The 16677-nt window shown below is 35.5% G+C and carries 11 protein-coding genes; 4 read left to right on the top strand and 7 right to left on the bottom strand.

Features of this window, described 5'->3' with window-relative positions:
* Positions 1-119: 119 nt before the first annotated feature.
* From tsf to V4P55_RS01300, 3 genes are all read right to left on the bottom strand, one after another.
* Positions 120-1043, bottom strand: coding sequence for a translation elongation factor Ts (gene tsf, locus V4P55_RS01310; protein WP_455474640.1), 924 nt, complete (start codon positions 1041-1043; stop codon positions 120-122).
* Positions 1044-1145: 102 nt separating this feature from the next.
* Positions 1146-1919, bottom strand: coding sequence for a 30S ribosomal protein S2 (gene rpsB, locus V4P55_RS01305; protein WP_455474638.1), 774 nt, complete (start codon positions 1917-1919; stop codon positions 1146-1148).
* 158 nt (positions 1920-2077) lie between these two features.
* Entirely contained in the window at positions 2078-2902 is an 825-nt protein-coding gene (locus tag V4P55_RS01300) for an EipB family protein (protein ID WP_455474636.1), read from the bottom strand.
* 149 nt (positions 2903-3051) lie between these two features.
* Between V4P55_RS01300 and V4P55_RS01295 the strand changes: the two genes are divergently transcribed.
* Complete coding sequence (locus V4P55_RS01295; RefSeq protein WP_455474634.1) at positions 3052-3513, top strand: RidA family protein; 462 nt, start codon at positions 3052-3054, stop codon at positions 3511-3513.
* Positions 3514-3639: 126 nt separating this feature from the next.
* A complete protein-coding gene (locus V4P55_RS01290; RefSeq protein WP_455474632.1) occupies positions 3640-4062 on the top strand; it encodes an HIT family protein in 423 nt (140 codons plus the stop codon).
* Between the two features lie 4 nt (positions 4063-4066).
* On the opposite strand, the gene clpA is transcribed toward V4P55_RS01290, so the two are convergent.
* On the bottom strand, positions 4067-6424 hold the full coding sequence (gene clpA, locus V4P55_RS01285; protein ID WP_455474630.1) for an ATP-dependent Clp protease ATP-binding subunit ClpA: 2358 nt from the start codon (positions 6422-6424) through the stop codon (positions 4067-4069).
* A 610-nt stretch (positions 6425-7034) separates the two neighbouring features.
* Between clpA and V4P55_RS01280 the strand changes: the two genes are divergently transcribed.
* Entirely contained in the window at positions 7035-8384 is a 1350-nt protein-coding gene (locus V4P55_RS01280; RefSeq protein ID WP_455474628.1) for an SPOR domain-containing protein, read from the top strand.
* Between the two features lie 34 nt (positions 8385-8418).
* The gene (locus V4P55_RS01275) at positions 8419-8697 is read left to right on the top strand and encodes a hypothetical protein (protein WP_455474626.1); all 279 of its coding nucleotides are present in this window, start codon (positions 8419-8421) and stop codon (positions 8695-8697) included.
* A 433-nt stretch (positions 8698-9130) separates the two neighbouring features.
* Here V4P55_RS01275 and V4P55_RS01270 read toward each other — a convergent pair whose 3' ends face one another.
* The 3 genes from V4P55_RS01270 to rpoC all read right to left on the bottom strand — a co-directional run bounded on the left by V4P55_RS01270 (position 9131) and on the right by rpoC (position 16598).
* Positions 9131-10534 carry an L-serine ammonia-lyase gene (locus tag V4P55_RS01270; protein WP_455474624.1) on the bottom strand — a complete coding sequence of 468 codons (1404 nt, stop codon included), beginning with the start codon at positions 10532-10534 and terminating at the stop codon, positions 9131-9133.
* A gap of 336 nt (positions 10535-10870) precedes the next feature.
* Positions 10871-11554, bottom strand: a complete 684-nt coding sequence (locus V4P55_RS01265; RefSeq protein WP_455475091.1) for a nitroreductase — start codon at positions 11552-11554, stop codon at positions 10871-10873.
* 832 nt (positions 11555-12386) lie between these two features.
* Positions 12387-16598, bottom strand: a complete 4212-nt coding sequence (rpoC, locus tag V4P55_RS01260; RefSeq protein ID WP_455474622.1) for a DNA-directed RNA polymerase subunit beta' — start codon at positions 16596-16598, stop codon at positions 12387-12389.
* Between the last annotated feature and the right edge of the window lie 79 nt (positions 16599-16677).

Genomic DNA, 16677 nt, shown 5'->3' with positions numbered 1-16677 from the left:
ACCATGAAGGGCACCACTTTATCACGTGACGCCCTCTAAATAATCAATAACTTTTTACATTAGCAATTTTACAATTAATGGCATAAATTTAAATTCATAACCAATAACCTAAGAAATTATTAGCTTTTAGCGGCTGCTGAAACTTCTGCAGCAAAATCAGATTCTTCTTTTTCTATACCATCGCCTAACGCGAAACGAACAAAGCCTGTAATTTTTGCTGGCGCACCTATATTTTTTTCAGCATCTTTTAAAGCTGCCTCAACAGTCATATCAGGATTCATAACAAATGCTTGAGAAAGTAAAACAACTTCTTCATAAAACTTACGCATACGACCTTCTACCATTTTTTCAATGATATTTTCTGGTTTGCCTGATTGACGTGCTTGATCTGAAAAAATTGCTTTTTCACGCTCAACAGCATTAACATCAACATCTTCTGCTGTTAGTGCTAACGGATTAGTTGCTGCAACATGCATTGCAACTTGTTTACCAAAAGCAGTAGCAGCTTCTTTATCTCCTGTAGTTTCAATTGCAACCAACACACCAAGTCTTCCAAGACCATCAGCAACACTATTGTGAATATAAGTGGCAACTACCCCCTCATCAACAGACAACTTAGCAGAACGACGAAATGTCATATTTTCGCCAATTGTACCAATTGCATCTTTAATGATCGTTTCTACAGTTTTTTCAGAACCAGGATACACAGATGCAGAAACAGCCTCAACATTACCTTGTGTATCCAAAGCAGCTACCGCTACATTACGTACAATATCCTGAAAAACACCGTTACGCGCAACAAAATCTGTCTCAGAATTAACCTCAACTAAAACTGCGCTTTTATCTTTTAATCCAACACCGATCAATCCTTCAGCCGCTGTACGACCAGCCTTTTTATCTGCTTTAGCTATACCTTTTTTGCGAAGCCAATCAACAGCAGCCTCCATATCACCATTTGTTTCCGCTAAAGCTGCTTTGCAGTCCATCATACCAGCGCCAGATAACTCCCGAAGTTCTTTTACTTGTGCAGCAGTAATGCTCATATTTATTTGCCTCTTTATTCTTAATGATGCAAGCGCACAAAAACTCATGTACGCCTAAAATCTTTTCTTAGAAATAATCACCTCAAAAGGCGTTTTAAACCGTTATTCAGAAGTTGAAATCTCATTTTCTAAGACGGGTTCCATAGGCGCATCAGCTTGAGCTCCTAAATCAACACCCATTGCACCTTGCTGACGAGCAATACCATCAAGAGCTGCACGAGAAACAAGATCACAATAGAGAGAAATCGCGCGTGAAGCATCATCATTGCCTGGGATCGGGTAATCAATGTAATCAGGATCGCAATTCGTATCTATTACAGCAATAACAGGGATACCTAAACGTTTTGCTTCTTGGATAGCAATGTTTTCTTTATTCGTATCAATAATAAATATAAGATCTGGAACAGATCCCATATCTTTAATACCTCCGAGCGCACGGTTAAGCTTTTCACGATCACGTTCAAGATTTAAACGCTCCTTTTTTGTAAAGCCCTGAGCCTCAGCAGCAAGAATTTTATCGAGCTTACGCAAACGATGTATCGAATTGGAAATCGTCTTCCAGTTCGTAAGCATCCCACCAAGCCAACGCGCATTAACATAATATTGTGCAGAACGGTTTGCCGCATCAGCAATACTATCAGCTGCTTGCCGCTTAGTACCCACAAACAAAATACGACCACCACGTGCAACCGTATCTGAAACAAGCTTAAGTGCCTGATGCAAAAGCGGAACAGTTTGAGCAAGGTCAATAATATGGATATTGCTACGCTCTCCATAAATATAAGAAGCCATCTTTGGATTCCAACGATGTGTCTGATGCCCGAAGTGTACACCCGCTTCTAAAAGCTGGCGCATAGTGAAATCTGGTAGTGCCATAATCTATCCTTTCCGGTTAAACCTCCGCGAAAAAAAATAGGAAAAACCTATACCGGCGGATGTCTACTAAACCTTTTCTGTAAACACCCAAATTCCGCGTGTGGAATGAAGTAAACATACTAATATTTGATTCTTTTTCAAGTTATTTTCTACATTATCTAATGTTTACATTGATTAGCTTTTTTTTCAACTTCAAATAATTCAAGATTATTTAGTTTTGCACGTACCGCAAAAGTACCATAATCCACATGAATGTCGCGCATGATTCCGCTTTCATGTAAAAGAAAGCTTGTATGATACATAGGGAGACCATCTTTATTTTCTGCATCATCAAAATAAGAAATTGTAACAGGCCAATATCCTTCTTCATCCATCTTTTTTATTTTTTGTTCTGCTGAATGAAAAACCTGTACCTTTTTTTCTCCAATCACGACGCTCTCTTTTATGACCTTATCTACTTTATTGGCTCCATCAAATACAGTCGTATAATAAAAATTGTGGCCTGCTTTTGCATGTCGAATAATACTTTTCAACTGCATAATTGGAAATTCTGCCATTGCGATCTTGTATTCTTTTTTTTGTGGTTTTTGTAATTTAACTATAATTCCATCCGGAGCATGTTCAGCCAATCCTTCCGTATTCTGCTCAACATTTTGTCCAACTTTATCTGTAAAATTAAAGCGAAATGTACGACCATCACCGGTTTCATAACTAATAGTTTGTTGATCAGTTAAACGTGTTGGCATATCTTCGATATGAATGCGACTAATAAAACGGAAGCGTGTAGTATACCCCTGACATACAGAACCAGTAAGCTCATAAACCATTCGCCCAGTCATTCCCAAAATCGCCATTTCATTAGAAGAACTGTCAAGCTGAAAATCATAAATCGCTCTATGAGGAGCGACATAGACTTCTTCATCTGCTTTCGCAGAATATAAAAAAGCAATATATAAAATTACTATAAATAATAGCCGAATCATTCCCAACTTCCAAATCTATTCTATTGTTCACAATCACATAATAAAGAACTAAAGAACAACGATTTCATAAACCAAAAAATAGTTTATGCAATAGATATAAAAATAGTTTATGCAATAGCTATATTGTAAACAATTATGGGATTTTAATTATGACCAACTTTATTGAAAGTTCTCTTAAAAAATTCGGTATTACTATTCCTGAAGCAACACAATCTATTGCAAATTATGTAACAACATCACAAAGTGGTAATCTATTTTTTATCTCTGGACAACTTCCTCTTTTAGATGGAAAACCTGTCGCTACTGGTAAAGTTGGTGCAACCGTTAGCGTTGAGCAAGCAAAAAAATCAGCTGAAATTTGTGCAATCAATATTCTTGCACAAATAAAAGCAGCTCTTGGTGATTTAAATAAAATAAAAAAAATAGTAAAAATTACCGTTTTTGTTGCTGCTGACACTCATTTTACCGACATCCCTCTTGTTGCTAATGGAGCCTCTGATTTATTAACCAATATCTTTGGCGAAGCTGGAAAACATACCCGCTCAGCTATCGGAGTTGCTACTCTTCCTATGGATGTTCCGGTAGAAATTGAAGCCATCATAGAAATTTGAATTCTTCATAAATAATAGAGTGGTATATCTGTACAAAGTCATAAATTGAATGCAAAAAGCTTTTTGATCTATATTCTATGCCATTGCATTCTTTTGTTTTGAAAAAAATTTAAAGGAAATATTCGTATGAAACAATCTTATGATAACAATAACATTTTTGCTAAATTGATTCGTAATGAAATTCCTTCTGTTCGTGTTTATGAAGATGAAGATGTCATTGCTTTCATGGATATTATGCCACAAGCACCAGGACATACATTGGTCATTCCCCGAAAAAGCTCTAGAAACTTATTGGATGCAGATACGGAAACATTATTTCCAGTTATTAAAGCCGTTCAAAAAATCGCTAATGCTATCAAAAAAGCTTTTCAAGCAGATGGTATAACAATCATGCAATTTAATGAAGAAGCAAGCCAACAAACTGTATTTCATCTCCATTTTCACATTATACCACGGATGAAAGGAGTGGAGCTTAACCTCCATAATCAAGTTATCACACCTACAGAAGTACTCGAAGAGAATGCAAAAAAAATTCGCTCTGCTCTCTAACATATTACCAAATTGCAGAGCTTTTTTTTGCTATTCGCTTTTTCTCTAAATGTGTAACTTTATTATTTTTTAAACGAACAGACGTATCAGAAGATGAAATTTTTAGCCGTAACTTTTCTTTTCCGTCATTTGTTTTCTGTGTCAATATACAAACCGTACCACCATTGCGCAACTTTCCAAATAAAATCTCATCGGCTAATGGTTTCTTAATATATTTTTGTATAACACGACTCAACGGACGCGCCCCCATTTGAGCATCATAACCTTTATTGGCGAGCCAATCTATCGCTGAAGCATTTAATTCAAAGCAGATTCCTCTATCAACCAATTGTGCTTCAAGCTGAAAAATAAATTTTTGTACAATTTTATTCATTATTGAACGAGGCAAAGGTGAAAATGGAATAATGGCATCTAGCCGATTGCGAAACTCTGGTGTAAATAATCGATTAATAGCTTCTACATCATAGCCATCACGGTATACTTTACCAAATCCAATAGCCGATTTTGCCATATCTGAAGAACCAGCATTTGTTGTCATAATGAGAATAATATTACTAAAATCAATTTTTTTACCATTATGATCGGTTAATTTACCATAATCCATAACCTGCAATAAAATGTTGAATAGCTCTGGGTGCGCTTTCTCAATCTCGTCTAACAAGAGGACAGCATGAGGTTTTTTATCCACTGCATCTGTAAGAAGACCTCCTTGATCAAACCCTACATACCCTGGAGGAGATCCTATTAAACGCGCTATAGTATGCCGCTCCATATATTCTGACATATCAAAACGCAATAATTCAATTCCTAAAGAAGATGCAAGCTGTTTAGCAACTTCAGTTTTTCCTACACCTGTTGGACCTGAAAATAAATAACCTCCTATTAATTTTTCTGATTCACGCAATCCAGCTCGTGCTAGTTTAATTGACGACACTAATGCTGAAATTGCCTGATCTTGTCCATAAACGATATGCTTAAGCTCTCTTTCAAGATTACTCAGCACTTTTTGATCATCACCAGAAATTGTTTTTGATGGAACTTTTGCCATAATAGCAACAGTCGCTTCAATTTCTTTAACACCTATACTTTCTTGACGCTGTTTTTGAGGTAAAAGCATCTGTGCTGCCCCACTTTCATCAACAATATCAATTGCTTTATCAGGAAGTCGACGATCAAACATATATCGTGAAGATAATTCTACAGATGCTTTCATTGCATCATCTGTATATTTTACTTGATAAAAATCTTCAAAATAAGGCTTTAATCCCTGCAAAATTTTAATCGCCTCAGCAATGGAAGGTTCATTAACATCAATTTTCTGAAAACGTCGCTCTAAAGCACTATCTTGTTCAAAAACCTTGCGATATTCTCGATAAGTCGTTGAACCAATACACCGAATAGTTCCAGAAGATAATGCAGGCTTTAAAAGATTTGCTGCATCCATATTCCCCCCAGCTGTCACTCCTGCTCCAACCAATGTGTGAATTTCATCAATAAATAAAATCGCACCTGGATACTGCGCAAGCTCTTTAACAACCTGCTTTAATCGTTCTTCAAAGTCACCACGATAGCGTGTACCAGCAACAAGCCCTCCCATATCAAGTGAAAATATTGTTGCGTTCGATAAAACTTCAGGAACCTGCCCATCAACAATGCGTTTAGCTAACCCCTCAGTGATAGCCGTTTTTCCGACACCAGGATCCCCTATCAAAAGTGGATTATTTTTTGACCTTCTACATAAAACTTGTATCATTCGTGAAATTTCTGCATCACGACCAATTAATAAATCAATTTTTCCATCGCGTGCTTTACGATTTAAATCAATGCAATACGTAGCGAGTGCATTTGTTACTTTTTCACTATTGTCAACAATTTGCTGATCTAATTGTTCTTCAAGATCTTCAAGAAGAAACATAGATAACCCCTCACCACACGTAATACCATGTGAGATAAAACGCAAAGCATCATAACGAGTCATTCCTAATTCTTGAAGAAAATATGCTGCATGACTTTCATGCTCAGAAAAAATTGCAACGAGAACATTCGCCCCCGACACTTCATCTTTTCCAACTGATTGAGCGTGTATCACTGCACGCTGAATAACGCGCTGTAAAAATATTGTTGGTTTTGTGTCTGTGCTATTTTTCATTTGCACATCCAATTCTGATTGGATGTAGTTAGTTAAGCGCTCCCGCAGTTTCTCTAAATTTACTTGACAAGCCTGAATAACTGAACTTGCATCAATATCATCTAACAAAGCAAGCAGCAGATGCTCTAATGTGGCGTATTCATGTTGTGCATGAGTAGCAATTGTTAATGCGCGATGCAAAGTTTTTTCAAGACTCGGCGTAAAAGATGGCATAATCCCTCACTTTCATTCTATTACAAATTGTAACGGATATTTATTTTGGCATACACATTTCATAACCTAAAAAACTTTCATTTCAGCCATTTCTCAAATATAAGCTCCGCATTCCCCATTACATTTTTATGAATATCTCACATAATATGCATTATTTCTTCGGTTTCTTTTTTTAATTTTCAAAATAAAAAAATAAAATCCATAAATATATTAATTATTATGATGCTAAAAAATGTAATATAATTTAAGCCTCTGAAAGTTTAATAAGCTTTAATCATTATAGAATCATGCCTAGTTTCTTTCTAATTTTTGCCCTCTTCATTATGCATATGTAGAAGATGAAGTTTGTTTTTAACTTTTGTATAGCTATTATTTTTGTGCAACGCACTTTTATCAATTTTAGAGCTTTTCATAACTGTTTCGACGCGCATTTGTATAAAAATTCTTCTCCTTATGGCTAAATTAAATCAAATATAAGAACTCACAAAATGATTTATGTAAATAAATTGGTAACACCATTCATTTAAACTGTGCTAACAAACCACAAAGAAAGAAACTTTTTATAAAACTTTCAAAATATCAGAGTAAATGAAGAAATAGGACACTGCAAGTGTATATTAACTGCTCAAAAATTGTACATTGCTATAAAAAGCTAGCAATTTCTCTTATTGTTTTAGCTCTTTCTTATTCTTGTGCGTCAGCTACTCCTCAAGGAGCTTATCCAGATAAATACGCAGCTATCGTTATAGATGCAAATACAGGAAAGACTTTATTTCAAGCTAATGCAACATTAAAACGTTATCCTGCTTCTTTGACAAAAATGATGACATTATACATACTCTTTGAAGCTATGCATGCACGCCGTATAACACCAAAGACACCAATCCCTATATCAAATTATGCTGCCACACGCCCCCCAACAAAAATGGGACTTAAAGCAGGTCAAACAATTTCTGCAGAAGAGGCAGCCAAAGCACTTATTACAAAATCAGCAAATGATGTTGCAGTTGCTATTGCCGAATATCTTGGTGGTAATGAAAAAAAATTTGCTAAAAAAATGACAGAAAAAGCTCGTCAACTTGGCATGATGCATACGCACTTTGCAAACGCTTCTGGACTTCCAGATGTTCATAATTACTCTACGGCACAAGATATAGCCATTTTATCATTAGCACTACGAAAAGATTTTCCACAACAATATAAGCTATTTAAAATAACAAGTTTCACTTTTCACGGTCGGACAATTAACAGTCATAATAAATTAGTCAAAATAATGAAAGGTGTCGATGGAATTAAGACAGGCTATACACAAATGTCAGGTTCAAATTTAGCTACCTCCATGCGTGCAAATGGACGTTCTATTGTTGCTGTCGTTATGGGAGGCAGATCGGCTACTGCACGTGATAAACATATGGCCAATTTACTAAGCAAATATATGCCAAAAGCAAACCGCATGCAAAGTGATCAACATTTAATAGCCTCTGCGCACTATAATCTACCCACTGGTATAAATACCCCTATACCGATTATTAAGAGCGATCAAAACGATCCCGATGATGAAGTTTCTACTTTGTTAACAGCGCTCACAGAACAACCTAAAAATTTTAATACAGCAATAACAGCTGTAAACCAAGCAATCATACCAATTCCAAACCCTCAAAAAGCTATAGCTGTTAATGCAGACAAAATTATAACAGCCTCTCTATCTACAAGCACTAGCTGGGCTATTCAGATTGGCTCACTTTCAGAACAAAGCCAAGCAAAAGCTCTCCTTTCAAAAGCAAAAAATACAGCCTACTCCGCTTTAAAGTACTCATCCTCACATATGCAGCTATTTGAAAAAGATGGACGTCGTTATTATCGAGCTCGATTTATAGGATTTTCATCAAAAAAAGCAGCATTAAATGCTTGTTCCATTTTAAAGAAAGCAAATTTTAACTGCTATACTGTAGCATATTAAAAAATTTTTAGATTCTGTATTTAAGGACAGCGCCATGACACGTAACGCTATTGCTTCATATGCTGAAAAAAAAATTTTATTGAAGCAATCATCCCCCATTTCACTCCGTTCTCTTCATGATGCTGTGATAAAATTAGCTGGTTTAAAACATACTCCCCCCACACTAAATACACATCATCTCGTTAATCTTCTCATTTGCCAAACAACAAGAAATCAGCGTTTAACTATACCTCCTATACGCATTCATTTACGTGTTATGAGTCAAACTGGTAACGTCCCTATTAAAATACGTCTAGGAGCAACAAATATCTAAATTTATAAAGAATCTTTATAAAATTTTGCTCATAAAAAAGTATTTCCACATTCCTTACAGTTTTTTTTAATGTAATGCTTCCTTACATTTACTAAAACTACGTTAAAAATTTTTCTATTTAATTGTCCATCTTCTTAAAGAGCAGCATTTTAACAATGGGGATAATTTAACATCATTCATAATTTAAAGATGTTTTTTTATATTTTTTAGTAAAAAAAATTGATATTTATAAAACAATAAGCATCAAGAGATGAATGTTATCACAAACAGTCTCATAATAATTTATAATTATTCTTAATCAAGAAAATGATATTATTTAATTTGTTAAAAAAATTATGTTTTTTTTTCATAACATATAAAATAATATTAAATTTAAAATGAAACTATTTTATAAATAAATTAATGTATACAAATTTTAAATACCGAAGAAAATTTAGCAATCTATTACATTAACTGCAAGACCAGCTTGGCTCGTTTCTTTATAGCGTTCACTCATATCACGTCCTGTTTGACGCATCGTTTCTATACAAGCGTCAAGGGAAACAAAATGCTTTCCATTACCATGCAATGCAAGGGAAGAAGCTGTTACTGCCTTAACAGCTCCCATTGCATTACGTTCAATACAAGGAACCTGCACAAGACCTGCAACCGGATCACACGTCATCCCTAAATGATGTTCGAGAGCAATCTCTGCTGCATTCTCAATTTGACCAGGTGTACCACCTAATGCTGCAGTCAACCCAGCTGCCGCCATTGAAGATGCCGCTCCAACCTCTCCTTGGCAACCAACTTCTGCACCAGAAATAGAAGCATTGTGCTTTATGACACCGCCAATAGCTGCGGCTGTTAACAAAAAGGTACGTATACCTTCTTGATCTGAACCATCATTAAACTGAAGATAATAACGTAAAACTGCAGGCACAACACCAGCTGCACCATTCGTCGGCGCAGTAACAACACGACCACCCGCTGCATTTTCCTCATTCACAGCTATAGCATAAACAGAAAGCCAATCATTAGCTAAAAATGGACGATTGTAATTCTTTTTTTGATCTTCTAAAAGTTTATCATATAATTTTTTAGCACGTCTTTGGATATGCAATTCACCCGGTAATTCACCTTCTTGCGAAAGTCCTCTGTCAATACAATTACTCATAGCTGCAAAAATTTCATCCAGCCCAGTATCAAGATCAGAACGCTCCATCCTTGTTTCTTCATTTACACGCTTCATCTCAGCAATTGAAAGTCCTGATTTCTCTGCCATCAATAACATATTTTTTGCAGAATCAAAAGGATACGGCACTTCAGATATTTCTGTTCGAGCATTACAACTTACGTGACTTAACTCATTTTCAGTTACAACAAAACCACCACCAATAGAATAATAAACTTTCCTTAAAAGAATATTTCCATCAGCATCAAGTCCTTCAAACGCAAGCCCATTAGCATGCTCAGATAAAGTTATTTTTCTCTCAAAGATAAGATCATTGTATAAATCAAATTTATAAGCATTATGGCCTTTTGGTTGCACCTTTTTTTCACGCTTAACTTTTTCCAATAATAAATCCATATGATCTGGATCAACAGTGGAAGCACTTTCTCCCAAAAGTCCTAATATAACAGCTCTATCTGTAGCATGACCAATTCCTGTCAAAGCTAATGAACCATAAAGGTAAACACGTATATGAGAAACTTTTGAATGAGGTAAAGATAAACAAGAAAAGTTTTCCGAAGCAATCTCTTGCAAAAACATATTAGCAGCAGTCATTGGTCCCATTGTGTGCGAACTGGAAGGGCCAATACCAATTTTGAAAAGCTCAAAGACAGATAAAAACAATAAGCACCTGAAAATTAAATACAAACCTAAAGAATATGTATTCTTTTATTAAATTTATCTTACTCAAGTCAAATTATTAAATAAATTAAAAAAATAATCGCAATAAATATAAATGTTGCTCGTCGCACCACTAACCAGCATTTTTTTTCTATAATGCTCTCCATAGCTATCCTTTGAAAAATTGATAGTGGTCTTTAAATAACCATTCTTTTGCATATAAGAAGTAGTAGAGTGAATGTGAGCTTACAATGTTAAAATTTAAATGGGAATAAGAAATCCCCATTTAATTATTTATTGTGATATTTGAAATTATAATAGGTATCCTATATCATGTGATCATGATTTAATAAAACGTACAAAGTTTTCAATTGATTCGCGTTCAGTTTCTACATTATTTTCTGGTGCATTCGCATCACGATAACCAAGTGACATACCACAGACAATCTTACGATCAGAAGGTATAGATAAAAGCGTATGAAGTTGTTTGTAATAATCTGTCCAAGAAGCCTGAGGACAAGTATCTAACCCAAACCCACGTGCTGCTAACATAACGGTTTGCATAAACATACCTACATCAAGCCAACTACCAACTTCCATATCACGGTCCATTGTAAATAACAAACCTACAGGTGCATCAAAACATAAGAAATTCCGCGCTTTTTGGCGCAACATTTTCTCTGTTTCGTCTTTTTGAATTCCAAGACTCGCATAAAGATCTGCACCCATTTTTTGACGTCGAGAAGTATAAGGATCCCGCCACTCACATGGATAATAATGGTATTCGCGTTCTGCTCCTACACCAGATAACACTAATTGAGAGAGCTCTTTTCCCACTCTCTTCAACGCTTCTCCTGTAACCACAACCACTTGCCATGGTTGAATATTGGCTCCAGATGGAGAGCGTGCTGCAAGCTTTAAAATTTCCTCAATTGTTTCTTGCGGAACCGGTTTATCAATAAAAGCTCGAATTGCTCTTCTCGATAAAATAGATTGAAAAATACTAATAGAATCATCTTTCATAGACATAGAATAATCTTTCATTTTTACATCTTCATTCATTTATTTTTGAATAAATTCAATGTGTAATTAAAATATTTTAAAATTTTCGGCTTAATATGCTTTTGTGAAAAAATTCATATAACCCGCCATTTAGCAAAAAAATTATTAATAACGAAACAAACCTTAAAATTGCGATCAATGATCAACTCATAAATCTAGTCAAATTTTCAATTTTTTTATATTTTTAAATTATACAAAAAATTATTCGTGACATTTTTGTTATAAGCAAACACATCTTTAATTAACCACTAAGATTAATTATTTAAGCTTTTTTTCGTTATAAAATATTTTTCTTTACTATAATCAACATATTCGATATTTCAAATAAAAAAATAACTTTTTATCATATAATATCTTTTAAATTTATAATGATTTATTTTATTATAAAAATAAATCCCTATGTTTAAAACATTTAATAAAAAAATTATAGGAATTTACTAGAACTTATTTATAAATTTATCGATAGAATAGTATTAAAATACTTTATTACTCTATTTTTATAATAGCGTATTATATTTCGTGATATTTATATTGTTTATAAAAAGTAATTAATACATCACTATTTTTTTTATTATAAAATATTATTTAATATACTTATTTTTTAATTTTATACATTTTAATGCAATTATATAAAAAAAATACTATAATATACAAATACAATAAAGTAATTAAATAAAACAACTTTTATTCTTATAAGTATGCTTTTAAAATATTGTACTACCCTATTCCAGAAACCTTAAAACGCCTGAATTTTATATTCAGACGTTTTTGTATTATCTTATACCTATCCAAATTATTCAGCAACCGCACCAGTTGTCATATTTGTCAACATAGCTCTCGCTGCTTCATTATTGTTAGATTTATAACGTTCATCTACAATTAAATCGTCACGTACTGAAGCGATACGGCGAATTTGAGCAATCGTACCACCAGTTCCCGCAGGAATAAGACGACCAACGATAACATTTTCCTTAAGCCCTTGCAAAGTATCAATCTTTCCAGAAACCGCTGCTTCAGTAAGCACACGAGTTGTTTCCTGAAACGATGCCGCAGAAATAAATGATGGGGTTTGGAGAGATGCTTTTGTAATTCCAAGAAGAATAGGATTACCAGATGCAGGTTTTTTTCCCTCTGCAATCAAATTATCATTAATTTCATCTAACTCAATGCGATCGACATGATCACCTGGAATATAACCAGAATCTCCAGATTCAGTAATTTCAACTTTTTGTAGCATTTGACGAACAATAACTTCAATGTGCTTATCATTAATTAAAACACCTTGTAGACGATAAACTTCCTGAATTTCATTGACAAGATAAGACGCTAAAGCCTCAACGCCCTTAATCGCCAAAATATCATGAGGTGCTGGATTACCATCAAGAATATAATCACCTTTTTCAATCTGATCGCCTTCTTGAAAATGAAACAACTTGCCCTTTGGAATTAAATATTCTACTGGCTCTAAAGATTCATCATTAGGCTCGATAATAATACGACGTTTATTTTTATAACCACGACCAAATCGTATTGTACCACTAACCTCTGCAATAATAGCATGATCCTTTGGATGCCGTGCTTCAAAAAGCTCAGCCACACGTGGCAAACCACCCGTGATATCTTTTGTTTTAGCACTTTCCATAGGTAAACGTGCAATAACATCACCCGCTTTTACACGAGAACCTAGTTCTACAGAAAGAATAGTATCCACTGACATCATATAACGGGCCTCCCCCCCCTTATACAATTTAGCGACAGTTTCACCTTTTTCATCTGCATAAATAACAATAGCTGGCTTTAGCTCAGCACCGCGTGGATTAGCACGCCAATCAACCACTAAACGCTTTGTAATACCTGTAGATTCATCAGCGGTTTCAGTAACTGATAAACCATCAATCATATCCTCAAAGCCCACATAACCATCAACTTCAGTTAAAATTGGACGCGTATAGGGATCCCACTCTGCAATACGTTGCCCCGTTTTAACAAAGTCACCATCATCAACAAAAATGTGCGCCCCATAACTAATACGATGCACAATACACTCTTTTCCAGTCTCATCCTTGATAACGACAGAAACATTACGCCCCATAACGACCAAACGTCCTTCCGAATTGCGAACAATATTGCGATTACGAATCTCTACCGTACCTTCATAAGACGCTTCTAAATGCGATGAATCAACAACCTGCGCGGTCCCCCCTAAGTGAAAGGTACGCATAGTAAGCTGTGTTCCAGGCTCACCAATAGATTGGGCCGCAATAACACCAACAGCCTCTCCTTGATTAACCGGCGTTCCACGCGCTAAATCACGACCATAACACTTTGCACAAACACCAAGACGCGTTTCACATGTTAAAGCAGAGCGAATTTGCACAGATTGAATTCCAGCTTCTTCGATTTTAGCAACATCTGCCTCTTCAATCATCGCACCGCCTTCAAGAATAACTTCTCCAGAAACTGGATGCAAAATATCCACAAGAGCTGTACGACCAAGAATTCTTTGACCAAGTGACGCAACAATTTGTCCTGCATCAACAATCGGCTGAATAGTAAGTCCCTTTACAGTACCGCAATCAATAGCTGAAATAATTGCATCCTGCGCAACATCAACAAGGCGACGTGTTAAATAACCAGAGTTAGCAGTTTTTAATGCAGTATCAGCAAGTCCTTTACGTGCACCGTGGGTCGAATTGAAGTATTCATTAACAGTTAGACCTTCCTTAAAATTCGAAATGATCGGTGTTTCAATAATTTCACCTGACGGTTTTGCCATCAATCCACGCATACCAGCCAACTGCTTCATCTGATTAGCAGAACCACGAGCACCAGAATGTGACATCATATAGATCGAATTCATCTGCCGCTGACGACCTGTTTTAGGATCAAACTCAACAGCTTGAATACGTTTCATCATTTCATAAGCAACACGATCAGTGCATTTTCCCCACGCATCTACAACTTTATTATATTTTTCACCCTGCGTAATTAAACCATCATTATATTGCTGCTCATATTCTTTAGCCAACGCCTCTGTTTCTGCAACCAAACGTGACTTGCTTTCAGGGATAACCATGTCATCCTTACCAAACGAAATACCAGCACGACAAGCATGGGAGAAGCCAAGCTGCATAATACGGTCACAAAAAATAACTGTCTCTTTTTGTCCACAGTGTCTGTAAACCTGATCAATCATTTTAGAAATGTTTTTCTTAGTCATTTCCTGATTAACAATATCAAAAGAGATATTTGGATTTTTTGGCAAAAGCTCACCAATAATTAAACGACCAGGTGTTGTATCATAAAGCTTAGGAACTTCTTTTCCATCTTTATCGATATTTTTAAAACGACCTTTAATCTTTGTGTGAAGCGTTACAACCTTATTTTCTAAGGCATGATGCAACTCACCCATATCAGCAAATACCATCCCTTCACCAGGTTCTTTTTCAAAAACAATTGAAAGATAGTAAAGACCAAGAACCATATCCTGTGAAGGAACAATAATTGGTGCACCATTAGCTGGATGAAGAATATTATTAGTCGACATCATCAAAACACGCGCTTCAAGCTGCGCTTCAAGAGAAAGCGGAATATGTACAGCCATCTGATCACCATCAAAATCTGCATTAAAAGCAGTACAGACCAACGGGTGAAGCTGTATAGCTTTTCCTTCAATCAAGACAGGTTCAAAAGCTTGAATCCCTAAACGGTGCAATGTTGGGGCACGATTCAATAAAACAGGATGCTCACGAATAACTTCATCTAAAATATCCCAAACTTCTGGATGCTCTTTCTCAACAAGCTTTTTTGCCTGTTTTACAGTTGATGAATATCCCTTTGCATCAAGTCGCGCATAGATAAATGGCTTAAATAATTCAAGAGCCATTTTTTTAGGAAGACCGCATTGATGTAATTTCAATTCAGGTCCTGTAACAATAACTGAACGACCTGAATAATCAACACGTTTACCTAGCAAATTCTGACGAAAACGCCCTTGCTTTCCTTTTAACATATCAGAAAGCGATTTTAATGGGCGCTTATTTGCCCCAGTAATCACACGTCCACGGCGACCATTGTCAAATAACGCATCAACAGCTTCCTGTACCATACGTTTTTCATTTCTCACAATGATCCCAGGAGCTCGCAATTCTATTAATCGTTTTAACCGATTATTACGATTTATAACCCGCCGATAAAGATCATTTAAATCTGACGTTGCAAAGCGTCCACCATCAAGCGGAACTAATGGACGTAAATCCGGTGGAATAACCGGAATTATTTTCATAATCATCCATTCTGGTTTATTGCCAGATTCAATAAAATTTTCAACAATCTTAAGTCGTTTAATTAATTTTTTCTGCTTTAATTCCGAAGTCGTTTCAGATAATTCAACACGCAAATTATTTGCGACTTTTTCCAATTCCATACCAGCCAAAAGCTCATAAATAGCCTCAGCACCAATCATAGCCGTGAACTGATCTTCTCCAAATTCATCAACAGCAAGCATATATTCTTCTTCAGAAAGAAGTTGATGCAACTTAAGAGATGTTAATCCTGGCTCTGTTACAATATAATTTTCAAAATAAAGAACTCGCTCAATATCCTTTAAAGTCAAATCTAAAAGAGTAGAAATACGGCCCGGTAAAGATTTGAGAAACCAAATATGAGCAACTGGTGCAGCAAGCTCTATATGCCCCATACGCTCACGACGCACACGTGAAAGAGTAACTTCTACGCCACATTTTTCACAAATAATGCCTTTATATTTCATGCGTTTATATTTGCCACAAAGACACTCATAATCTTTAATAGGACCGAATATACGCGCACAAAAGAGACCATCACGCTCTGGCTTAAAAGTACGATAATTAATAGTCTCAGGCTTCTTGATCTCACCATATGACCAAGACAGAATCTTCTCAGGACTCGCAATTGAAATACGAATAGAGTCAAATGTCTGTGCTGGTGCCTGAGGATTGAAAAGATTCATGACCTCGTGGTTCATGCTGTTCTCCTTAAAAGATTCTTAGAACCCTTTGTATAGCTCTTTATTTTTTATTACAGAGCATAATTTAAAACTTGTT

This window comes from Bartonella sp. B30(2025), assembly GCF_053793825.1.
This window is presented reverse-complemented; position numbering and strand designations above follow the sequence as displayed.